This window comes from Roseomonas sp. CAU 1739 (genome assembly GCF_039839775.1).
In the GTDB taxonomy this organism is placed as follows: domain Bacteria; phylum Pseudomonadota; class Alphaproteobacteria; order Acetobacterales; family Acetobacteraceae; genus Neoroseomonas.
Genome location: NZ_JBDOQQ010000005.1, coordinates 134,839 through 154,140, shown reverse-complemented (window position 1 = coordinate 154,140; position 19,302 = coordinate 134,839). Strand labels below are relative to the sequence as shown.

At 71.3% G+C, this 19,302-nt stretch carries 22 protein-coding genes and 1 tRNA gene; 15 read left to right on the top strand and 8 right to left on the bottom strand.

Features of this window, described 5'->3' with window-relative positions; all coding sequences use genetic code 11:
* Window positions 1-34: 34 nt before the first annotated feature.
* Together pbpC and AAFN86_RS10900 are read left to right on the top strand one after the other, a co-directional pair.
* Window positions 35-2,068, top strand: a complete 2,034-nt coding sequence (gene pbpC, locus AAFN86_RS10905) for a penicillin-binding protein 1C (protein ID WP_347543339.1) — start codon at window positions 35-37, stop codon at window positions 2,066-2,068.
* 41 nt (window positions 2,069-2,109) lie between these two features.
* On the top strand, window positions 2,110-2,430 hold the full coding sequence (locus AAFN86_RS10900; RefSeq protein ID WP_347543338.1) for a putative quinol monooxygenase: 321 nt from the start codon (window positions 2,110-2,112) through the stop codon (window positions 2,428-2,430).
* 12 nt (window positions 2,431-2,442) lie between these two features.
* On the opposite strand, the gene AAFN86_RS10895 is transcribed toward AAFN86_RS10900, so the two are convergent.
* From AAFN86_RS10895 to AAFN86_RS10885, 3 genes are read right to left on the bottom strand one after another with little or no spacing between them, the layout of a single operon-like run.
* On the bottom strand, window positions 2,443-2,745 hold the full coding sequence (locus AAFN86_RS10895; RefSeq protein WP_347543337.1) for an AzlD domain-containing protein: 303 nt from the start codon (window positions 2,743-2,745) through the stop codon (window positions 2,443-2,445).
* Window positions 2,742-3,449, bottom strand: a complete 708-nt coding sequence (locus tag AAFN86_RS10890; protein ID WP_347543336.1) for an AzlC family ABC transporter permease — start codon at window positions 3,447-3,449, stop codon at window positions 2,742-2,744. Before AAFN86_RS10890 ends, AAFN86_RS10895 begins: the two co-directional genes overlap by 4 nt.
* Window positions 3,446-4,069, bottom strand: coding sequence for a RecX family transcriptional regulator (locus AAFN86_RS10885; protein WP_347543335.1), 624 nt, complete (start codon window positions 4,067-4,069; stop codon window positions 3,446-3,448). The genes AAFN86_RS10890 and AAFN86_RS10885 overlap by 4 nt, the downstream gene beginning before the upstream one ends.
* Window positions 4,070-4,190: 121 nt before the next feature.
* On the opposite strand from AAFN86_RS10885, the gene AAFN86_RS10880 reads away from it, so the two are divergent.
* A complete protein-coding gene (locus tag AAFN86_RS10880) occupies window positions 4,191-4,496 on the top strand; it encodes a hypothetical protein (protein WP_347543334.1) in 306 nt (101 codons plus the stop codon).
* A gap of 25 nt (window positions 4,497-4,521) precedes the next feature.
* Here the strand turns inward: AAFN86_RS10880 and AAFN86_RS10875 are convergent, their stop codons facing one another.
* Window positions 4,522-5,121, bottom strand: a complete 600-nt coding sequence (locus AAFN86_RS10875; RefSeq protein ID WP_347543333.1) for a hypothetical protein — start codon at window positions 5,119-5,121, stop codon at window positions 4,522-4,524.
* A gap of 126 nt (window positions 5,122-5,247) precedes the next feature.
* Here AAFN86_RS10875 and AAFN86_RS10870 point away from each other — a divergent pair, with 126 nt between their 5' ends.
* From AAFN86_RS10870 to AAFN86_RS10820, 11 genes are all read left to right on the top strand, one after another.
* Window positions 5,248-5,715: a heme-binding protein gene (locus AAFN86_RS10870; protein ID WP_347543332.1), complete on the top strand. Its 468-nt coding sequence runs from the start codon at window positions 5,248-5,250 to the stop codon at window positions 5,713-5,715.
* Window positions 5,716-5,795: 80 nt separating this feature from the next.
* Window positions 5,796-6,149 carry a hypothetical protein gene (locus tag AAFN86_RS10865; RefSeq protein WP_347543331.1) on the top strand — a complete coding sequence of 118 codons (354 nt, stop codon included), beginning with the start codon at window positions 5,796-5,798 and terminating at the stop codon, window positions 6,147-6,149.
* Window positions 6,150-6,691: 542 nt separating this feature from the next.
* The gene (locus AAFN86_RS10860; protein WP_347543330.1) at window positions 6,692-7,894 is read left to right on the top strand and encodes an aspartate aminotransferase family protein; all 1,203 of its coding nucleotides are present in this window, start codon (window positions 6,692-6,694) and stop codon (window positions 7,892-7,894) included.
* On the top strand, window positions 7,891-8,841 hold the full coding sequence (gene argF / locus AAFN86_RS10855; RefSeq protein WP_408906596.1) for an ornithine carbamoyltransferase: 951 nt from the start codon (window positions 7,891-7,893) through the stop codon (window positions 8,839-8,841). Before AAFN86_RS10860 ends, argF begins: the two co-directional genes overlap by 4 nt.
* Window positions 8,842-9,215: 374 nt before the next feature.
* On the top strand, window positions 9,216-10,331 hold the full coding sequence (locus tag AAFN86_RS10850; protein ID WP_347543329.1) for a class I SAM-dependent RNA methyltransferase: 1,116 nt from the start codon (window positions 9,216-9,218) through the stop codon (window positions 10,329-10,331).
* 197 nt (window positions 10,332-10,528) lie between these two features.
* Complete coding sequence (locus AAFN86_RS10845) at window positions 10,529-11,503, top strand: Hsp33 family molecular chaperone HslO (RefSeq protein WP_347543485.1); 975 nt, start codon at window positions 10,529-10,531, stop codon at window positions 11,501-11,503.
* Entirely contained in the window at window positions 11,503-12,156 is a 654-nt protein-coding gene (locus AAFN86_RS10840; RefSeq protein WP_347543328.1) for a hypothetical protein, read from the top strand. Before AAFN86_RS10845 ends, AAFN86_RS10840 begins: the two co-directional genes overlap by 1 nt.
* 14 nt (window positions 12,157-12,170) lie before the next feature.
* Window positions 12,171-12,560 carry a RidA family protein gene (locus tag AAFN86_RS10835; RefSeq protein ID WP_347543327.1) on the top strand — a complete coding sequence of 130 codons (390 nt, stop codon included), beginning with the start codon at window positions 12,171-12,173 and terminating at the stop codon, window positions 12,558-12,560.
* Window positions 12,561-13,016: 456 nt separating this feature from the next.
* Entirely contained in the window at window positions 13,017-13,988 is a 972-nt protein-coding gene (locus AAFN86_RS10830) for a tripartite tricarboxylate transporter substrate binding protein (RefSeq protein ID WP_347543326.1), read from the top strand.
* The gene (locus AAFN86_RS10825; protein WP_347543325.1) at window positions 13,985-15,112 is read left to right on the top strand and encodes a hypothetical protein; all 1,128 of its coding nucleotides are present in this window, start codon (window positions 13,985-13,987) and stop codon (window positions 15,110-15,112) included. Before AAFN86_RS10830 ends, AAFN86_RS10825 begins: the two co-directional genes overlap by 4 nt.
* Window positions 15,113-15,194: 82 nt before the next feature.
* A complete protein-coding gene (locus AAFN86_RS10820) occupies window positions 15,195-15,800 on the top strand; it encodes a hypothetical protein (RefSeq protein ID WP_347543324.1) in 606 nt (201 codons plus the stop codon).
* A 67-nt stretch (window positions 15,801-15,867) separates the two neighbouring features.
* On the opposite strand, the gene folE is transcribed toward AAFN86_RS10820, so the two are convergent.
* The 4 genes from folE to metZ all read right to left on the bottom strand — a co-directional run bounded on the left by folE (window position 15,868) and on the right by metZ (window position 18,966).
* Window positions 15,868-16,509, bottom strand: coding sequence for a GTP cyclohydrolase I FolE (gene folE, locus AAFN86_RS10815; RefSeq protein ID WP_347543323.1), 642 nt, complete (start codon window positions 16,507-16,509; stop codon window positions 15,868-15,870).
* Window positions 16,510-16,637: 128 nt separating this feature from the next.
* A complete protein-coding gene (gene apaG, locus AAFN86_RS10810) occupies window positions 16,638-17,051 on the bottom strand; it encodes a Co2+/Mg2+ efflux protein ApaG (RefSeq protein ID WP_347543322.1) in 414 nt (137 codons plus the stop codon).
* A gap of 76 nt (window positions 17,052-17,127) precedes the next feature.
* Window positions 17,128-17,739: a LysE family translocator gene (locus AAFN86_RS10805; RefSeq protein WP_347543321.1), complete on the bottom strand. Its 612-nt coding sequence runs from the start codon at window positions 17,737-17,739 to the stop codon at window positions 17,128-17,130.
* 6 nt (window positions 17,740-17,745) lie between these two features.
* Window positions 17,746-18,966, bottom strand: coding sequence for an O-succinylhomoserine sulfhydrylase (gene metZ / locus AAFN86_RS10800; protein ID WP_347543320.1), 1,221 nt, complete (start codon window positions 18,964-18,966; stop codon window positions 17,746-17,748).
* 253 nt (window positions 18,967-19,219) lie between these two features.
* On the opposite strand from metZ, the gene AAFN86_RS10795 reads away from it, so the two are divergent.
* Window positions 19,220-19,293 (top strand) — tRNA-Gly (locus tag AAFN86_RS10795).
* The last annotated feature ends 9 nt before the right edge of the window (window positions 19,294-19,302 follow it).

The window sequence follows — 19,302 nt, the reverse complement described above, 5'->3', positions numbered from 1 at the left end:
CTTTCCGGTTCCCCCTTCCCAGATGCACCGCCCCATGCGCCTGACCTGGCCCCGCATCGCCCTCGCAGCCTTCCTCGCCGCCCTCGTCGCGACGCCCTTTGCGCTTGATCGCGCTTTCCCGCCCGACCTGTCGCGCCTGAACGCCACGGGCGCCGAGGTGCTCGACCGCGACGGCCGCACGCTGTCCGTCCTGCCCGCGCCGGGTGGCACCTGGCGGTTGCGCACCACGGTCGCGGATGTGCCGGCCCCGCTCGCCGACCTGCTCATCGCCGCCGAGGATCGCCGCTTCCGCAGCCATCCAGGCGTCGATCCCATCGCGCTCGCTCGGGCTTCGGTGCAGTGGGTGCGCGCGGGGCGGGTGGTATCGGGCGGGTCCACGCTGACCATGCAGGCGGCGCGGCTGCTGGAACCGCGGCCGCGCAACCTACGATCCAAGCTCATCGAGATCTTCCGCGCGATGCAGTTGGAAGCGCGCTTTGGCAAGGATGAGATCCTCGGCATCTGGCTGACGCTTGCCCCGCAGGGCGGCAACATCGAGGGGCTGCGCGCCGGCAGCCTGGCCTGGTTCGGCCGGCCGGCGGCACGGCTCGATGCGGCGGAATCGGCGCTGCTGATCGCGCTGGCGCGGCGGCCGGCGACCTTGCGGCCGGACCGGCATCCGGATGCGGCGCGCGCGGCGCGCGATGCGGTGCTGGCACGGCGCGGCGGGCCGGCGGCGGGGTTGTCGGCAGCGGACCGCGACATCGCGATGGCCACGGCCATGCCGGATCGCCGCCTGCCCATGCCGCGCCTTGCCCCGCACCTGGCGCGGGAGATGGCGCGCGGGGCGAGCGGCACGGTGGCCCTGACGCTGGATGCGCCGCTGCAACGCGCGACGGAACGCTTGGCCGCCGAGGTGCTGGCCACGCTGCCCGACCGCGCCGCGCTCGCCATCGTCGTCGCCGATGCCGCGACGCGGGAGATGCGCGCGCTGATCGGCGGCGAATGGGGCGCTGAATCGCGGGCGGGCGCGCTCGACCTCACGCGGGCGGTGCGTTCGCCGGGCTCGGCGCTGAAGCCCTTCCTGTATGCCATGGCGTTCGAGCGCGGGATCGCCACGCCCTCGACCATCGTCGCCGACCTGCCGCGGCATTTCGGTGCCTATGCGCCGGAGAATTTCGGTCGCGACTTCGCCGGGCGGGTGACGGCGGCGGATGCGCTGCGGCTGTCGTTGAACCTGCCGGCGGTGGCCTTGCTCGACCAGGTGGGCGCGCTGCGCTTTGCCTCCGCGCTCAAACTGGCGGGAGCGGCGCCGCGGCTGCCACGCGGGGCGGATGCATCGCTGCCGCTGGCACTTGGTGGCGCAGGGACGACGCTGCGGGAGATGACGGCGCTGTATGCGACCATCGCCGATCACGGCCGGTCCCTCCCGCTGCGGCTCACGCCCGGCGAACAGCCCGAGGCGCAGCAGGCGGTGGAACGCCGCGCCGCCGATGCCGTCGCCGCCATCCTGGTGCAGAACTTCCCCGGCGGCGGGCCGGCGGGGGTGGCGTGGAAGACCGGGACCTCCTGGGGTGGGCGCGACGCCTGGGCGATGGGCTTCGACGCACGCCATGTCGTGGGCGTGTGGATCGGCCGGCCGGACGGCACCGCGATGCCCGGGGCGACCGGTCGGCAGGTGGCGCTGCCGGTGCTGGCGCGCGCCTTCGCCCTGCTGCCCGAAGCCCCGCGCGAAAGGCTGCGCGTGATGGCCGATGCGCCGCGCCGGCAAGCGCCGGCAGACCGGCTGCGGTTGCTGTTCCCGCCGCCCGGCGCATCGCTGACGGAAGGTGCCGGGCCGGTCACGCTGCGCGCGGCGGGCGGGCAGCGGCCGCTGTCCTTCCTGGTGGATGGCGCGCCGCTGGCGGTCGAACCTGCCCGGCGGGAGGTCGCCTGGACGCCGCCGGGGCCGGGCTTCTATCGCGTCACGGTGCTGGATGCGGAGGGTGCGGCCAGTTCCGTCGCCATCCGCGTGCGCTCCGCCGAGGCTGCATCGGCCGCGGCATCGGTGGTGCTGATCCCTGCATCCGTTCCCGCCGCCGCGCCGTAATGGTCAGGCGGCACGGTGCCGCCAGATTGCAGGAGGAGCCGATGACCGAACAGGATCAGGAGGTGCGTGTCCTCGCAACCGCGCGGCTGCGCCCCGACGCGCAGGCTGATTTCACGACGGTGGCCGCCACCTTCGTCGTGGCCTCCCGACAGGAGGAAGGCTGCATCGCGTATGACATGCTGGCCTCGGTGACCGACCCCTGCGCGTTGGCGACGATCGAACGCTGGACCAGCCGGGGGGCCGCGATCGCGCATCTGGGCGCGCCGCACACCCAGGCGTTCCTCGCGGCGCTCGCCATGGCCTCCGACGGCACGCCGCCCTCGATCACGCTGCTGAGCGGACGGGCCGAGACCCTGGCCTGATCGTGGCGCCGGTCACATGACCATCCCCAGGCCCCAGATCGCCGCGACCCCCACCGCGATTGCCGCGGCCAGATTGCCTGTCACCGCCTGCGCCGCGACGACCAGCGCCGCGGCGAGGAATCCCTTCGCCCCCTGCATCGCCAGCGCCGGCGCGACATAGGCGATGAAGATCGGCCCCGGCAGATGCTGCAGCGTCACCTCGATGAAGCGCGGCGGGCGCAGCGCACGGAAAAGCGCATAGCCCCCGGCGCGGCACAGATAGGTGGCCAGCGCCATGCCCAGGATCGCCAGCAGGACATCGAGCCGCAGCGTCATGCCCGCCGCAGCTCCAGCCACGCACCGAGTGACGCCCCGGACAGCGCGCCGGCCAGCAGCGGCCAGGGCGCGCCAAACCCCGCCCTCCAGGCTGCCAGCGCCACCACCGCCGCCAGCATCCACGGCAGCAGGTCCCGCCGCACGCCCTGCCAGACCGGCACCAGGATGGCGCAGAAGGTTGCAGTCGCCGCGAAATACAGCGGATGCCCGGGTGCGAGCCGCACCACCGCGCCGAACACGTGCCCGACCGATACCGCAATCATCCAGAACACCCACAGCGCCAGCGCGACGCCGAGGAGATACCCCGCATCGCGCCCTCCGCGCCGCATCTCGGCCGCCGACAGCGCGTAGGAATGATCCACCAGCGTCGCCAGCGTCCCCCACAGCCGCCAGCCGCGCAGCCGGTCCAGCCAGGGCGCGAGCGCCGCACCCATCGGCGCGAGGCGCATATTCACCACCAGCGCCGCGAGGCTTGCCGCCAGCACCGGCGCCGGGTCGGTCCACAATTCCAGCGCCAGCAATTGCGCGGAGCCGGCGAAGACCAGGCCGCACATCACCAGCGTCTCAAGCATCGACAGCCCCTTGGCGGCGGAAATCACGCCCACCACCAGCCCGAAGGGGAAGGTGCCGATCACCAGCGGAATCGCCTGGCGCGCACCGCGCCGCACCCCGTCGCGGGTGAAGATGATGCCGGACCCGCTCATGCGCGCCGGGCGGCGAGAAGCCGGTCCTCGGCCTCGGCCGGGTCCATCGCCAGGGCACGGCGGGCGACCGGCTGGGCGAAGCCGCCACGCGCCAGGGCGCCGAGCGCCTTGCGCCGCGCCTCGGCATCCATCTCGGCACGCGCGAAGGGGCCGATGCGCCGGCGCCGGCAATAGGCGAGTGCGGCATCGAGTTCCGCGTCCTCGCCGTCGGGGATGGCCGCGGCGGCGGTCTCGGCGGCGACGCCCTTGGCCGACAGATGCGCGGCAATGGCCCGGCGCGACCGTCCGGCACGGGCCAGGCGCCGTGCGCGGCTTTCGGCGAAGGCGGCATCGTCCACCGCGCCTGCGACGACCAGGGATTTCGCGACCTCGCCGGCGGCGGCGCGGGCGGCGGCAGCGGCGGCGGCGGTCGGCTCGCGTGGCTGTCCCTCGGCCTCGGCGGCGCGGGCCCAGCGATCGATGCGGCGTTCCAGGACGCGGCGCAGCGCGACCTCGGTCGCCGCGAAGCGGGCGAGATGGGCGAGGGCGACCTCCCGCAGCCGGGACGCGGTGGGGGCATGGCCCGCGGGACGCGCTTCCCGCCGCGTGCGCCGGTCCCGTTCGTTGCCGTCAGCGGTCATCGGCGCGTTCTCGCACGGGGCGGCGATGCACCCAAGTCGCGCGTGCCGGCGCGCGACCGGCCACGCCGCGCAACCCGCTTCCACGCCAGCCGTTGCACCCTGAGACATGCCGGAGGACGCCATGCGCCCCTACCACCTGCTGCCCGTCCTGCTGCTATGGGCGGGCATCGCCCTTGCTCAGACCGTGACGCCGCCGCAGCAAGGCGGCCCGCAGCCTGGTCGCGAGGATTCGGTGGGCCGCGATGCCGGGCCGGCCAACCACCCCCCGCGCACCGTCTCGCCCGACGCCGTCAATCGCGGCACGGATGGCTCGGCAGCCGGGCTCGGCGAGCCGAATGCGACCGGCATCACGCCGCAGGGCAATGAAGGCCACGCCACGGCCGGCGCCCGCGCGCCGCAGACGCCGCCGGTCGGTGCCCCGCGATGACGGATGCCGCGCCCGCCTGGAAGCGTCAGGTCACCGGGCCCTGCTCGACAAAGACGTAGCCGCCACCCCGGGGCGCGTAGGTGTACCAAGTTCGCGGCTTCAGTCCCCTGATGCCCCTGCCGGGATCGGCGACCCGCTCGACGATGTAGCGCCCGAAGGCGCTGTCCCCGGTATCGAGGATCAGCAGGCTTCCCGGCCCGCCCGCCACCCGTGCGCCCGGCTTGCCATAGGCGATGCCGAGCCCGTCGATGTCGGCATCGCCACCGCCGAAGCAGATCGCCACCGCGCCGTCGGCGCCATGGGCCCGCCCCCGCTGATCCCCTGCAGCCTCCGACCGTGCCAGGATGGGCTGCAGGACGACGGCGACGCTTTCCGCGCCGGCAAGGGCGGTGCCGAGGCCGCCCGCCACGGCAACGCCCTCCGCCCTGGTGAATGCCTCGCCCCACGGGCCGGCCACGGCCACGCCGTACCGGCCCAGTTCGGAGTGCCGGTTGCCGGCCTTGGCCTGGCCCTGCACGCCGACCACGACCGTCGCGTGATCCAGGGACGACATCAGCATCGCGCCTGTCAGCGGCACGGCGTTGGACAGGTCGCCGTCCTCGGTGGCGGTGGTGAGATGAAGCATCGGCGCCTCCATTCGGAACCGTAACGTAGCCGAACCTGCTCCAATTCCTCATCCGGATTCAGCGTGGCATGATCCCCAGTCACGCCAACATCGCCTCGTGCGCGCCGCGAGATCCAAGGACCAGCCATGCCCCAGCCCGCCCACCCCGCCGCCGTCAACGGTCTTACCCTCGCCCAGGCGGAAACCATCGCCACCGCTGCCCTGGCCAAGGGCCACGCGCTCGGCCTGTTGCCGCTGTGCGTCGTGGTGCTCGATGCCGGCGGGCAGTTGAAGTCGGCCAAGCGCGAGGACGGCGCCTCGATCCTTCGCCCCGAGATCGCCACCGGCAAGGCCTACGGCGCGCTGGCGATGGGTTTCGGTACCCGCGAACTCGCCCGCCGGGCGCAGTCCGTGCCGGGCTTCACCAACGCGCTGTCCGACCTGACCGGCGGGCGCGCGGTGCCGGTTCCGGGCGGCGTGCTGGTGCGCGACGCGAACAACGTCCTGCTGGGCGCGGTCGGCATCAGCGGCGACGCCTCGCCCAAGGACGAGGAATGCTGCATCGCCGGTATCGAGGCGGCCGGGCTGATGGCGGATACGGGTGATCCTGCCTGAAAGATCGGGCCGCATCCGGCAACCTGGACGCACAGGTTGCGTTGAACGGACATCGCAGGCTTCGACAAGGAAGGTCGCAGATGTTCCGTTCCATCCTCCCCCGCACCGCAGCGGCATTGCTTTTGATGGGCGGCCTGGTCGCCTGCGGCCAGCGCGGCAGCGACCCCGCGAATGTGGAACCCGTGCGCGCGGCCGATCGCGCGGCGGGCACCAACATGTCCGGCGCCTATCCGGCCCAGAGCGACGGGACGCGGGCCAACCCGGCCGGCACCGCGGCGGGACGCGCGATCGACCGGGCGGCGGGCACGAACATGTCCGGCGCCTATCCCTCACAGAGCGACGGGACGCGCACCAATCCAACCGGCACCGCCGTGGAGCGCGCCCTCGACACCAATCCGCCGACACGGCGCAATCCGAACAATCCGGGCCTGTGACCAGGCGGAGGGGAGCTTCGCCGGCCTCCAGCCGAAAGGGGCCAGACGGAGGAATTGCCCCCTGCGTGGCGGTTCAGGGTTGACGATTGGAGGGGCCTTGCCCCTCCAAGCCACCCCACCAAAGGCCAGTGGGCCTTTGGAAACCGTCACTTGGCGCCGGACACCGCGGGCAGGATCGGCGCCAGGATCCTGCTCTGATGCGCGAAGCAATCGCCGCCCTGGGGACTAACCATCGCGCCCGGCACAAAGTCGAGGTTTCCAAAGGCCTTAAGCCTTTGGTGGGGGAGGTCCGGAGGGGGCAAGGCCCTCTCCGGTCCCCAATACACGACGCGATGCCGGCGCATATCCGAACCGGCCCTCTGCGCCTCCCGGCGCGCCGTGCCTGATTGCGCAGACGTGACTTTCGTGCCGGACATGGCGCAATCCCACGGGCGGCCTTCCTCCCGGGTGTGACTTGCGGTTAGTCTCCCGCCTTTCCTGCGCGCCAGCGCCGCGATGGTCGTGGCTGCCCGCCGGCGGGAAGAAGCGGAGAGTGGATTTCAGTGATCCCCGCCCTGATGCCGACCTACAACCGTGCCGACCTTGCTTTCGAGCGGGGCGAGGGCGCGCGCCTGTGGACGGTTGATGGGCGACGATTCCTGGATTTCGGCGCCGGCATCGCCACCAGCAGCATCGGCCATGCCAATCCGCACCTGACGAAGGCGATCGCCGATCAGGCCGGGCGCGTAATGCATGTCTCGAACCTGTATCGCATCCCGGAGGCCGAGAAGCTGGCCGCGCGCCACGTCGCCGCGTCCTTCGCCGATTCCGTCTTCTTCGGCAATTCCGGCGCCGAGGCGAATGAGGGGATGATCAAGGCGGTCCGCAAATATCAGGCGGAAACCGGCAATCCCGAGCGCTACGAGATCATCTGCTTTGAGGGCGCCTTCCACGGGCGCACGCTCGCGACGCTCGCCGCGACGGGCAACGAGAAGTACCTCGCCGGCTTCGGTCCGCCGGTCGAAGGCTTCCAGCACGTGCCCTTCGACAACATGAACGCGCTGCGATCGGCGATCGGCAAGAAGACCGCCGGCATCATGATCGAACCGGTGCAGGGCGAGGGCGGCGTGCGCCCCTGCTCCGACCGGTTCCTCCAGGAAATCCGTGCGGTCTGCGACGAATACGGGCTGATCATGGCGTTGGATGAGGTGCAGTCCGGCATGGGGCGCACCGGCAAGCTCTGGGCCCATGAATGGGCCGGGATCGAGCCGGACGTCATGTCCGCGGCCAAGGGCATCGCCGGCGGCTTCCCGCTCGGCGCCGTGCTCGCCAAGGAGAAGGTCGCCCAGTACCTCAAGCCGGGGACGCACGGGTCGACCTATGGCGGCAATCCGCTGGCCTGCGCGGCGGGCAATGCGGTGCTGGACGTCGTCCTCGCACCGGGTTTCCTGGATGGGGTGCAGCGAGTCTCCGCGCATCTGTGGCGCGGGCTGGAAGGCCTGGTCGCGAAGCATCCTTCCGTGGTCGAGGCCGTGCGTGGTCGTGGCCTGCTCTGCGGCCTGAAGCTGACCCCGGCGGTGTCCAACGGCGACATGCAGGCCGCCGCGGTGACCGAAGGGCTGCTGACGGTGGCGGCGGGGATGAACGTGCTGCGGCTCGCGCCGCCGCTCATCATCACCGAGGCCGATGCGGATGAGGCGGTCGAACTGCTCGACCGCGCCTGCCGCCGCATGACGCCGTCCAACGCCAAGGTGGCGGCGAAGTGAGCGCAGTGCTCAAGCCGATCGACGGGGGGCCCAGCGCCCCCCGTCACTTCCTCGAAATCATGGATTTCGACAGCGCCTCCCTGCGGCGCATGCTCGATCTCGGGTCGCGCACCAAGCGCGGGGAAGTCACCGACAAGCCGCTCGCCGGCAAGACCGTGGCGCTGCTGTTCGAAAAGCCGTCCACCCGCACCCGCGTGTCGTTCGAAGTGGGCGTGCGCCAATTGGGTGGCGACGTGGTCGTGCTGACGTCGCGCGACATGCAGATGGGCCGCGGCGAGACGCCGAAGGACACCGCGCGTGTGCTCTCCCGCTATGTCGATGCGATCATGCTGCGCACCGACGACGTGCGGAAGATCCGCGAATTGGCGGAACACGCGACGGTGCCGGTGATCAACGGCTTGACCGACATTTCGCATCCCTGCCAGATCATGGCCGATGTGATGACCTTCGAGGAACATCGCGGCCCGATCGCCGGCCAGGTCATCGCCTGGACCGGGGATGGCAACAACGTCGCGCAATCCTTCATCCAGGCTGCGGCGCGCTTCGGCTTCATCCTGCGCATCGCGACCCCGCCGGAACTGGCACCACCCGCCGCGCTGATCGACTGGGCGCGCGCGCAGGGTGCCAAGATCGAGCTGACCAACGACCCCGTGACGGCGGTGACCGGCGCGCGCTGCGTCGTGACCGATGCCTGGGTGTCGATGTCCGACGAGCGCGACGGCAAGGCGCCGGCACGGCACAACCTGCTGGCGCCGTACCAGTTGAACGCCGGGCTGCTGAAGCATGCGGCACCCGATGCGATCGCGATGCATTGCCTGCCCGCCCATCGCGGTGAGGAAATCACCGACGAGGTGATGGATGGGCCGCAAAGCGTTGTGTTCGACGAGGCGGAGAACCGGTTGCATGCCCAGAAGGGCGTGTTGCTGTGGGCGCTGGGGATGGCGTGACGGTTGGAGGGGCCTTGCCCCTCCAAGCCACCCCACCAGGGGCCAACGGGCCCCTGGACCGCGGGTTTCCGGTATTGGGCGTGGCGGGCGGCGAATGACCGGCAAGTGCCAGGTCAGGGACCTGGAAGCGCAAATCGCCTACATCGTCCCGCCGTAAGGCTTCGCGACGGGAGCAGGCGTCCGAGGACGCTAAGCCCATGGAAATCAACGCCTCACGCCGAGATTGCCGTCACGACGGCTTCCATCATCGCTCGGCCGAACCTCGGCACCGGGCACCAATCGCTCGCGGTCCAGGGGGCCGCAGCCCCCTGGTGGGGTGGTTCGGAGGGGCGGCGCCCCTCCGATCTTCCTCCGCCGTTCCCCCCACGGACCCCATGACCAACGACGCCCCCTTCGACATCTTCCTCGCCACCGCCCCCGGCCTTGAACCGATGCTGTGCGACGAGGTGCGCCACAAGGGCTTCAACAGCCCCAAGCCCGTCCCTGGCGGCGTGGTCATCAAGGGTCGCTGGCCGGAGGTGTGGCGCGCCAATTTGTGGGTGCGCGGCGCGGGGCGTGTCCTCGCCCGCATCGCATCGTTCCGCGTCGTCCATCTCGCGCAGCTCGACACGCTGGCGCATCGCGTGCCCTGGGCCGAGGTGCTGCGCCCGGATGTGCCGTTCCGCGTCGAGGCCTCCTGCGCATCGTCGCGGATCTGGCATAGCGGCGCGGCGGCCGAGCGCATCGCGACGGCGATCCGCGACACGCTCGGCGCGCCCGAAGCGCCCGACGCCGCGATCACCGTGATGGCGCGCATCGAGAACGACCTCTGCACCATCAGCGTCGATACCTCGGGCGAGCCGTTGCACAAGCGCGGCTACAAGGAAGCGGTGAACGCGGCGCCGCTGCGCGAGACCATGGCCGCGCTGTTTCTGCGCCAATGCGGGTTCAATGGCAGTGAGCCAGTGGTCGATCCGATGTGCGGGTCGGGCACCTTCGTCATCGAGGCGGCGGAGATCGCCGCGCGCCTCAATCCCGGCCGCGCTCGCCACTTTGCCTTCGAGCAACTGGCGACCTTCGACAAGGCGGCCTGGCAGCAGATGCGCGCTGCGAAGTCCCGCCCCGCACCGATGCTGCGCTTCCACGGCAGCGACCGCGATGCGGGCGCGATAGCCATGAGTCGCGCCAATGCCGAGCGGGCGGGCGTGACCGCGTTGACCGAGTTCCGCCAGGCAACAATCAGCGAACTCGTTCCGCCCGAAGGACCGCCGGGGCTGGTGATCGTCAATCCGCCCTATGGCAATCGGCTGGGGGAAGGCAAGGCGCTGACGCCGCTCTATCGCGCGCTTGGGCAGGTGCTGCTGACCCGCTTCGCGGGTTGGCGCGTCGGGATCGTCACGGCCGAGCCGCAATTGGCGCATGCCACGGGCCTGCCCTTCCTGCCGCCTGGGGCACCGGTGCCGCATGGCGGGCTGCGGGTGACGCTCTATCGGACGGGCATGCTCGGTTGAGCCTTGCCGAGCGGGCCGGTCCACGGCCGCGACATCGCAGACGATCCGTGCGGGCGCGGTGACGGGCAGATTATGGGAATATTATCAATTGCGCCGTCTGCGTATCGTGCCGGGACTCGCTTGCAGGCCTGAAGTATCGCAGTTTTAGGATATCACCCGCCTTGGCCACGCCCCCCCTCCCGCCCTATCTAGGCCCGGTGTCCAGCCCTACCGAACCCTCCCGCACCCCCGACTTCCTCAATCATGACCGCCCGCCGGTGCCCGACATCGTCGTGCCGCGTGGCGTGCAGCCCTTCCACCTGCGCGACAAGCCCGTGCGCGGCCGCCTAGTGCGCCTCGGCGCGCTCGCCGACGCGCTGCTGACGCGGCATGACAACGACCCGGCGGTCACGGCACTGGCCGGACAGGCGCTGGCGCTGACCGCCGGCCTTGCCGCCGCGCTGAAATTCCGCGGTTCCTTCAGCCTTCAGGCCAAGGGCGACGGCCCGGTGCCGATGCTGCTGGCTGACTGCACCGATGCGGGTGCGCTGCGTGGCTATGCCCGTGCGGATGCCGAACGCCTCGCGCCGTTGCTCGCCGACGGCACCGTGCCCAGTGCCGCGGCCATGCTCGGGCAAGGCTACCTCGCCTTCACCTGCGACCAGGGGCCGGAGATGGATCGCTACCAGGGCCTGGTCGCCATCGAGGGCGAGACCCTGACCGAGATGACGGACACCTATTTCCGCACCTCGGAGCAGTTGGCCACCCACGTCCAACTCGCCTGCGCGCGCACCGAGGCCGGCTGGCGCGCCGCCGCGCTGATCATCGAACGCGTCGCCGGTGCCGGCGGCGTGGGCGAAGACCAGGACCAGGACGCCCAGGACGATGCCTGGCGCACTGCCTTGGCACTCGCCGGCACGCTGACCGATGCCGAATTGCTGGACGATGCCCTGCCCGGCGAACGCCTGCTGCACCGGCTGTTCAGCCTGGAGGGGCTTGCCCTCGACCGCGCCCGCGCCCTTTCCTACGGCTGCCGGTGTTCGCGCGCGCGCCTGTCGGGCGTGCTGGCGGGCTTCGGTTCGGACGACCTCGACCACATGGCCGAAGACGGGGTGATCACCATGACCTGCGAATTCTGCAAGCTGGGTTTCCGTTTCGACCGCGCCGAGATCCGCAGCGCGGAGCAGGGCTGATGGCGATCGACCGCCGCGCCGCCCTCGCCGGCCTGCTGGCCACCGCGGCCTGCGGCGGGCGGGAGGAACCGGTGGCGGTCGCAACCGTCGGCCCGCCCTCCTATGGCTACCTGACGCCCCTGCGCCTTGCGGTCGGTCGGATCGAACTGGTCCCGGCCACCGACGCCGCCGCGACGCGCACCATGCCCCCCGCCCCGCTGATACCATCCGTGGTCGTGCAGGCCATGGCGCAGGACCGGCTTTCGGCGGCTGGTGGCGGGGGTTCGGCGCGGTTCCGGACCCAGATCGCGACGCTGACGCGCGAAAGCGCGGGTGCGGGCGGTGTCTTCACCACCGCGACGGAACGCCTGACCTGCGTGATGCGCTGCCGGCTGGAGATCATCGGCGAGGATGGCGCTCCGGCGGGCTTCGCCGAGGCCGAGGTGCGCCGGACCGCTACCCAGCCGGCCGGCACCCAGGCCGAACGCGCCCGCGCGGCGGAGGCGATCGTCCGCCTCGCCGGCAACGACCTCAATGTCGAGTTCGAATACCAGTTGCGGCGCAACCTGCGTTCCGTGCTGCGCGGGCCGGCGCCGGAACCGGGCGCCCCCGCCCCGGCACCCCCCGACGCCCAGGCCGCACCGCCAGCGGAACCCGCTTCACTCGACATCTGACCGGAGGAATGGCCATGGCCAGCGTCACCTTCTCGAACCCCGACGGCGCGCCGAAGCCGGCATCCCGCTATTCCCAGGCCGCCTTGATCGAAGGCGAGGGCCGGCGGCTGGTCATCTCCGGCCAGGTCGGGCTGCGACCGGACGGCACGCCGGTGGCCGAGCCGGAAGACCAGATGAAGCAGTGCCTCGAGAACCTCGGCGCGGTGCTCTCCGCGCATGGGATGGCGGTGGCGAACCTGATCAAGATGACAGTGTTCCTGACCGATGCCTCGCAGATCCCGGCCTGGCGGCGGCAGCGCGACGCCTTTCTCGGCGGGCATGCGCCGACCAGCACCTTGCTGATTGTCGCCGGGCTCGCCAGCCCCGCCTTCGCGGTGGAGGTCGAGGGGGAAGCGGTTGGCTGACGGAGCGGCAGCGCCTCATAGGCGCGAAGATTGGAGGGGCGCTGCCCCTCCAAGCCACCCCGCCAGGAGCCAACGGGCTCCTGGACCGCGGGATTTTGGTGCTTTGCATGGGGCGGCGGCGCGGGGCTGGAGGGGTGCCAGGCACGACATCATGATTCTCGGACCGAACCGCGATGTCCAGCGCCAAAACCGAGGTTTCCAAAGGCCTTAAGCCTTTGGTGGCGTGAGGTTCGGAGAGGGGCAAAGCCCCTCTCCGAGGCGCCACTGCGCCCAAACTTCCCGCCAATGGGGCAGCGCCTCTCCAACTGCCTTTGCCGGGATGGGAAAGCCATCTGCCGGCTCAAGGGGCTGCCGACGCAGTCCGGCCATCAGCAATTTCAGCACCCGCCGCCAAGGCGCCCGTTCCCCACCTGTCCGATCCGGCCTAGCGTCACGCCAAAGCACCGGAGGAACGGCATGATGCGGCGACGCACGGCCCTGATCGGAATCACCGCGCTGGCGGCTGCCCCTGCCCGAGCGCAGGACGTCTTCCCCAATCGACCGGTGCGCATGATCGTGCCGTTCGCGCCCGGCGCTTCCTCCGACACGCTGGCGCGGTTGATCACGGCGAAGGCCGCCGGCCCGCTCGGCGGGTCCTTCGTGATCGACAACCGCGCCGGGGCGGGCGGGCTGATCGCCGCCCAGGCGGTCGCCCGCGCCACGCCGGATGGCTACACGCTGCTGTGGACCGGCGGCACCGCGATCACCCATGCGGTGATGCAGGCCAACCCCGGCTATGACATCTTCCGCGACTTCACCCCGGTCACCGAGATCGCCGAGAACCCGGCGGTGCTCGCCGTGCGCACGGCCTCACCCTTCCAGGACATCGCCGCGCTGCTGACGGCCGCGCGGCGCACCGGCGGCGGGCTGCGCTATGGCTCGGGCGGGGTCGGCACGCCGGCGCATATGGCCGGCGCCGCGCTGCTGAAGACGATCGGCGCCGAGGGCATTCACGTCCCCTATCGCGGCGCCAACCAGGCGACGCTGGCGGTCGAGCAGGGCGAGGTCGATTTCGCCTTCGCCATCAGCAACATCGCCTTGCCGCGCCAGCAGCAGGGCGCGGTGCGCATCCTGGTCACCGCCGGGTCGCAGCGCATGGCGGCGCTGCCCGCGGTGCCGACGCTGGCCGAGGTCGCCCCCGGCGTCCCGCCGGTGACCAGCACCTCCTCCGTCGTCGGCCCGGCCGGCCTGCCGGAAGCCGTGACGCTGCGCCTGCATGCCGCCTTCCGCGACGCGGTGCAGGGCGATGCCGCGCTGCGCACGGCGCTCGAGGCCGAGGGCGGGGCGATCATCCTGTCCGAAAGCCCGGCCGCCTATGCCGCCGCCTGGCCGGGCCAGGTCGAGCGGCTACGCGACCTGGTGCGCATCTCGGGCGCGACCATCGAATGAACCCCGCCAGCTTCTTTGCCGACTACGACGCCTTCGGGGACCGCCGCACCGGCGGCGAGGGCGACGCCGCCGCCGCCACCTGGCTGCTCGGCAAGGCCGGGGCGACCGGGGCCGAGGCGCGCCTCCTGCCCGCCCCCTTCACCCGCCTGACGCCTGGCCGCGCCGCGCTGGAAGGCGCCGGCTTCGCCTTCGAGGGCCTGCCGCTGTTCGATGGCGGCCTGACCGGGCCGGAGGGCATCGCCGGGCGGCTTGGCCCGATCGGATCCGACGCGCCGATCGGCGTCGCCGAGATGGACCCCGCCGCCGCCAGCCTGCCCGGCAACGCCTTCGCGCAGGCGCGGGCGGAGAGCCGCCATGCCGGCATCGTCATTGCGCTGCGCACCAAGCCGGATGGGCTGGCACCGCTGAACGCCCATGACCTGGAGGCCCCCTTTGGCCCGCCAGTGCTGCAATTGGCCGGACGCGACGCACCGCGGCTGCTGGCGTTGGCCGAGGCGGGGGCCGAGGCCCGGATGGTCGCCGCCGGCACGCGCGCGCCCGCCCTGTCGCATTCCATCCGCGCGGAATTGCCGGGCGCGGGGCCGCCCTTGCTGCTGCTGACGCCGCGCACCTCCTGGTGGACCAGCACCGCCGAACGTGGCGGCGGGATCCTGGCCTGGCTTGCGGCGCTGAAGGCGCTTGCCGGGGCGCAGCGGTCGCGCGGCGTGGTCGGGCTGGCGACCTGCGGGCATGAGCTTGGCCATATCGGCGCGCACCAGGCCTTCGCGGCGGAACCGGGGCTCGCGACGGACGCACCGCTGGTGATCCATCTCGGCGCCAATCTCGGCGCGGCGGAGGATGAACGGCTGACCGTGCGCTCCAACGTGCCGGGCATGGCCGAACGCATGGCCGCGTTGCTGGGCGCCGCAGGCCATCCGGCCGCGCCGCTCGAGGTGGTGACCGGCGGCAAGGCGAATGGCGAGGCGCATGAGATCGAGGAACGGGGTGGGCGCTATCTCTCGCTGATCGGCAAGAACCCATGGTTCCACGCGCCGGAGGATCGCTGGCCGATCAGTGTGGATTGCGCGCGTGCCGGGGCCATCGCGCGGGCGGTGGCGGCCCTGTCGGTCGAGGCCGCGCGGTAGCAGCCGCGCCGGCAGACGTGCATTCCGCGGAGCACCCGGCTTCGCCATGATGCATCGTCATGATGCCGCAGCGGAGGCGCCGATGGGTACGATCAGGTCCATGCAGATGTTCGGCCCCTATGAACGGCCGGGCTGGGCGGGGCCCGTGACGATCTCCGACAATGACCCGTTCACCCTCTATGAGATCGCCGAGGCCAATCCGCGCCGGGTCATGGGCATCATCGTGCCGGTCACCACCAAGGGCCGCCCGTCCGCTCCCTCCCCGCTCAGCGGCTTCAGCACGGGCATGAACTGGGGGACGGACAAGGGGCACCTGATGGCGCTCGACCTCGGGGGGCCGGACATCTCCGCCAATATCGTGCCCCAGACCAGCCTGTGGCAGCAGAGCGGCGGCTGGCGCGCGGTCGAGACCAATGCCCAGACGCTCGCGATGCAGTGGATGGGCATTGGCGATGTCTATGATCCGGGTGGCGACATACCGATGCCCGCGGCCGCCGCCTTCCTGTCCGTGGCACCCTATTCCGAGGTGCAGGTCACCACTGGCCAGCCGCTGCAGTATATCGGCACCGTCACCAAGATCATTCCGACCGGCTCCGGCTACAACACGCACCCGGACGAGGAAACGCACATCTTCCAGATCGAGCCCGACGGGACCTGGTGGCCGCGCGGGGCGAAGAAGGCCTGGTGACCCGCAGGGCCGCCGGCCTGGGCCGCGATGGGGGCGCGGGCCGGTGCCGGGTTCGGCAAGCGGCCGCTCAGCCCTCGCCCGACCCGCGCTGCCCCTGGATCATCGACAGGAATTCCCGCCGGGTAGACGGATCGTCGCGGAAGGCGCCGAGCATGCGGCTGGTCACCATCGACACGCCCGTCTTGTGCACGCCGCGCGTCGTCATGCACTGGTGCACCGCCTCGATCACCACCGCCACCCCCTTGGGCTGCAGCACGTCGAGCAGCGTGTTGGCGATCTGCGCCGTCATCTTCTCCTGGATCTGCAGCCGCTTGCCATAGGCTTCGACGACGCGGGCCAGCTTGCTGATGCCGACCACGCGCCCGCTCGGCAGATACGCGACATGCGCGCGGCCGATGATCGGGCACATGTGGTGCTCGCACATGGATTCCAGGCGGATGTCGCGCAGCACGACCATCTCGTCATAGCCCTCCACCTCCTCGAAGGAGCGGGCGAGCAGCTCGACCGGGTCTTCCTCATAGCCGCAGAACCATTCGCGATAGGCCTGCGCGACGCGCTTCGGCGTATCGAGCAGCCCTTCGCGGGAAGGATCGTCGCCGGCCCAGCGCAGCAGGGTCCGGATCGCCTGCTCGGCCTCCTCCTGGGTCGGGCGCGGCTGGGTCGTCGCCGTGTCCTGAGTCTGGGCGGAAGCGGGCAGTTGGATGTTCACGGGCGGGCTTCCTTCCAGGGTCGCGCGGCGGGCGGTCTCGGCCCCGGGGCCATGCGGCGGGCCGGTGCTGATCCGCAGATGGGGCTGTGTCACGGCTCCGCAACCCGGGCGGCAGGGGGGTGCCGGTCCTAATGCACCCGGCCGGAAGGCTGGTGCGGACTGTCCAGGCTGAAGGCCGGGATGGCGACATCGAAGGCCTCGCCGCTTTCGGTCACCACCATGTGGTAGGTGCCCTGCATGAAGCCCGAGGCGGTCGCGAGCGGCGTGCCGGAGGTGTATTCGAAGCGCCCGCCCGGTTCGAGCACCGGCTGTTCGCCGATCACGCCGGCGCCATGCACCGTCTGGGTCCGGCCGAGCGCATCGGTGATGTGCCAGGTGCGGCGCAGCAGCTTCACGGTTTCGCGCCCGGTATTGGCGATCTCCACGCGATAGGCCCAGACGAATTGCCCCTTGTCGGGTTCGGACTGGTCCGCGAGGTAGAAGGCCCGCACCGAGACGCGGATGTGGCGCGTTGACGCGCTGAACTCGTCCTTCCTGGCCATGGCGACCCTGTTTCGCTGGTGGTCATCAAACGTCCGGCCCGGGCGGTTGTCCACCTTTGCGTGCCGTGGCGGGGCGTCAATGGTTCCGCATGGCGGCCGTGGCGAGGCCGGCGCCCACCAGCACGGTGCCGCCGCAGCGATTGAACGCGCGGCGTACGCCAGGCCGACGCACCGCGCCCGACAGCCGGGCGGCCATCAGCGCATAGATCGCGGCGTTGACCGCCGCCAGGCCGACGAAGGTCGCGACCAGCACCACCGCCTGCGGCAAGAAGGGGCTGCTCGCGTCGACGAACAGCGGCACGAAGGCGACGAAGAAGGCGATGCCCTTGGGGTTCAGCGCGGTCACCACATAGGCGTCGCGCATCGCCCGCCGCGCGCTGACCGGGGCGGTGGCCGCGGCTTCGACCGGCGCCCGCCACAGCTTCACGCCGAGCCACACGAGATAGGCCGCGCCGGCGAATTTCAGCACGGTGAACAGCGTGGCCGAGGCCGCCAACAGCGCCCCCAGCCCCGCCAGCGACAAGGTGATCGCCGTGAGGTCGCCAAGCGCCACGCCGGCGACCAGCGGCAGCGCCGCCCGGCTGCCGGCGCCGAGCGATTGCCCGATCACCAGCAGGATGGTCGGCCCCGGGATCGCCAGCATCACCATCGTGGCGGCGACGAAGGCGAGCCAGGTGTCGATCGCCATGGCGCGCTATTCCGCCGCGCGCGCCGCGGAGGGCGCGGCCGCATCGAGCGCTTCCGACAGGTCATCGATGATGTCGGCGACATCCTCGAGCCCGACCGACAGCCGAACCGTGCCGTCGGTGATGCCCAGGCGGGTGCGTTCCTCCGCACCCACCCGCATATGCGTGGTGGTCGCCGGATGCGTCGCCAGCGACTTCGCATCGCCGAGGTTGTTCGAGATGTCGATCAGCCGCATCGCGTCCATGAAGCGGAAGCAGGCGTCCTTGCCGCCCTTGAGGTCGAAGGTGACCAGCGTGCCGCCCGCGGACATCTGCGCCATCGCCAGCTTCTGCTGCGGATGGTCGGCGCGGAACGGATACAGCACGCGGGAGACCTCGGCGCGTTCGGCCAGCATGTCGGCGACCGCGGCCGCGCTGCGGCACATGGCGGGGACGCGCAGATGCAGCGTCTCCAGACCTTTCAGGATGGTCCAGGCGTTGAACGGGCTGATCGACGGGCCGGTGTTGCGTATGAAGGGCTGCAGCGTGTCCTCGACCCACTTCTTCGGTCCGAGCACCGCGCCGCCGAGCACACGCCCCTGCCCGTCGAAATGCTTGGTCGCGGAATAGACGACGACATCGGCGCCGAACTGCATCGGCTTCTGCAGCAGCGGCGTGGCGAACACATTGTCCACCACGACGATCGCGCCGGCCTTATGGGCCAGGTCGCAGACCGCGCGCATGTCCACGATCTCGAGCATCGGGTTGGACGGCGTCTCCAGCAGCACGAGTGCGGCCGGCTTCGACAGCGCGGCCGCCCACTGGCCCAGGTCAGCGCCGTCGACGAATTCGGTGGCGATGCCGTAGCGCGGCAGCAGCGTGGAGACGATCCAGTGGCATGACCCGAACAGCGCGCGGGAGGCGACGACGCGGTCCCCGGTCTTGAGGTGCGACAGCATCGCCGCATGCACCGCGGCCATGCCGGTGGCGGTGGCGCGACAGGCCTCCGCCCCTTCCAGGGCGGCGATGCGGGCTTCGAGCATGCCCACGGTCGGGTTGCCGAAGCGGGAATACTGGTAGTGCTGGACGGTGCCGTTGAAGGTCGCCTCGGCCTGCGCGGCGCTGTCGTAGGCGAAGCCGGAGGTGAGGTACATCGTCTCGGACGTCTCGTCGAAATCCGAGCGCATCTGCCCGCCGCGCACGAGCAACGTGGCAGGGCGGAGCGGACGTTCGGGACGGGACTTGGCCATGGGACACACCTTCACGGAATGGACGGCGTCCGGCCCTTCGCGGGGCGGCGGACGCATGGCGCCCGCACGGCCGTTTAGCGCGTTTGTTTTCCGCATCCATCGGATGCGTCCCGGGTTGGGGGACCTCGCCGCAAGCTGGCCGGACAAATCGCGAGGGGCGTTTCCGCCGGGGACTTGGTTACGCCCGCGCGGGGCGGCGGGTCAAGCGGGTGGCTTGCCGGGGGGTGGGCTGGCCGCCTATACGGGGGGCGTTGCGGGCGTAGCTCAATGGTAGAGCTCTTGGTTCCCAACCAAGTGACGAGGGTTCGATTCCCTTCGCCCGCTCCAGAGTTTCCT

Coding starts and splice junctions, on each gene's coding strand:
- pbpC (WP_347543339.1), top strand. CDS start 35: ATGCGCCTGACCTGGCCCCGCATCGCCCTCGCAGCCTTCCTCGCCGCC.
- AAFN86_RS10900 (WP_347543338.1), top strand. CDS start 2,110: ATGACCGAACAGGATCAGGAGGTGCGTGTCCTCGCAACCGCGCGGCTG.
- AAFN86_RS10895 (WP_347543337.1), bottom strand. CDS start 2,745: ATGACGCTGCGGCTCGATGTCCTGCTGGCGATCCTGGGCATGGCGCTG.
- AAFN86_RS10890 (WP_347543336.1), bottom strand. CDS start 3,449: ATGAGCGGGTCCGGCATCATCTTCACCCGCGACGGGGTGCGGCGCGGT.
- AAFN86_RS10885 (WP_347543335.1), bottom strand. CDS start 4,069: ATGACCGCTGACGGCAACGAACGGGACCGGCGCACGCGGCGGGAAGCG.
- AAFN86_RS10880 (WP_347543334.1), top strand. CDS start 4,191: ATGCGCCCCTACCACCTGCTGCCCGTCCTGCTGCTATGGGCGGGCATC.
- AAFN86_RS10875 (WP_347543333.1), bottom strand. CDS start 5,121: ATGCTTCATCTCACCACCGCCACCGAGGACGGCGACCTGTCCAACGCC.
- AAFN86_RS10870 (WP_347543332.1), top strand. CDS start 5,248: ATGCCCCAGCCCGCCCACCCCGCCGCCGTCAACGGTCTTACCCTCGCC.
- AAFN86_RS10865 (WP_347543331.1), top strand. CDS start 5,796: ATGTTCCGTTCCATCCTCCCCCGCACCGCAGCGGCATTGCTTTTGATG.
- AAFN86_RS10850 (WP_347543329.1), top strand. CDS start 9,216: ATGACCAACGACGCCCCCTTCGACATCTTCCTCGCCACCGCCCCCGGC.
- AAFN86_RS10840 (WP_347543328.1), top strand. CDS start 11,503: ATGGCGATCGACCGCCGCGCCGCCCTCGCCGGCCTGCTGGCCACCGCG.
- AAFN86_RS10835 (WP_347543327.1), top strand. CDS start 12,171: ATGGCCAGCGTCACCTTCTCGAACCCCGACGGCGCGCCGAAGCCGGCA.
- AAFN86_RS10830 (WP_347543326.1), top strand. CDS start 13,017: ATGATGCGGCGACGCACGGCCCTGATCGGAATCACCGCGCTGGCGGCT.
- AAFN86_RS10825 (WP_347543325.1), top strand. CDS start 13,985: ATGAACCCCGCCAGCTTCTTTGCCGACTACGACGCCTTCGGGGACCGC.
- AAFN86_RS10820 (WP_347543324.1), top strand. CDS start 15,195: ATGGGTACGATCAGGTCCATGCAGATGTTCGGCCCCTATGAACGGCCG.
- apaG (WP_347543322.1), bottom strand. CDS start 17,051: ATGGCCAGGAAGGACGAGTTCAGCGCGTCAACGCGCCACATCCGCGTC.
- AAFN86_RS10805 (WP_347543321.1), bottom strand. CDS start 17,739: ATGGCGATCGACACCTGGCTCGCCTTCGTCGCCGCCACGATGGTGATG.
- metZ (WP_347543320.1), bottom strand. CDS start 18,966: ATGGCCAAGTCCCGTCCCGAACGTCCGCTCCGCCCTGCCACGTTGCTC.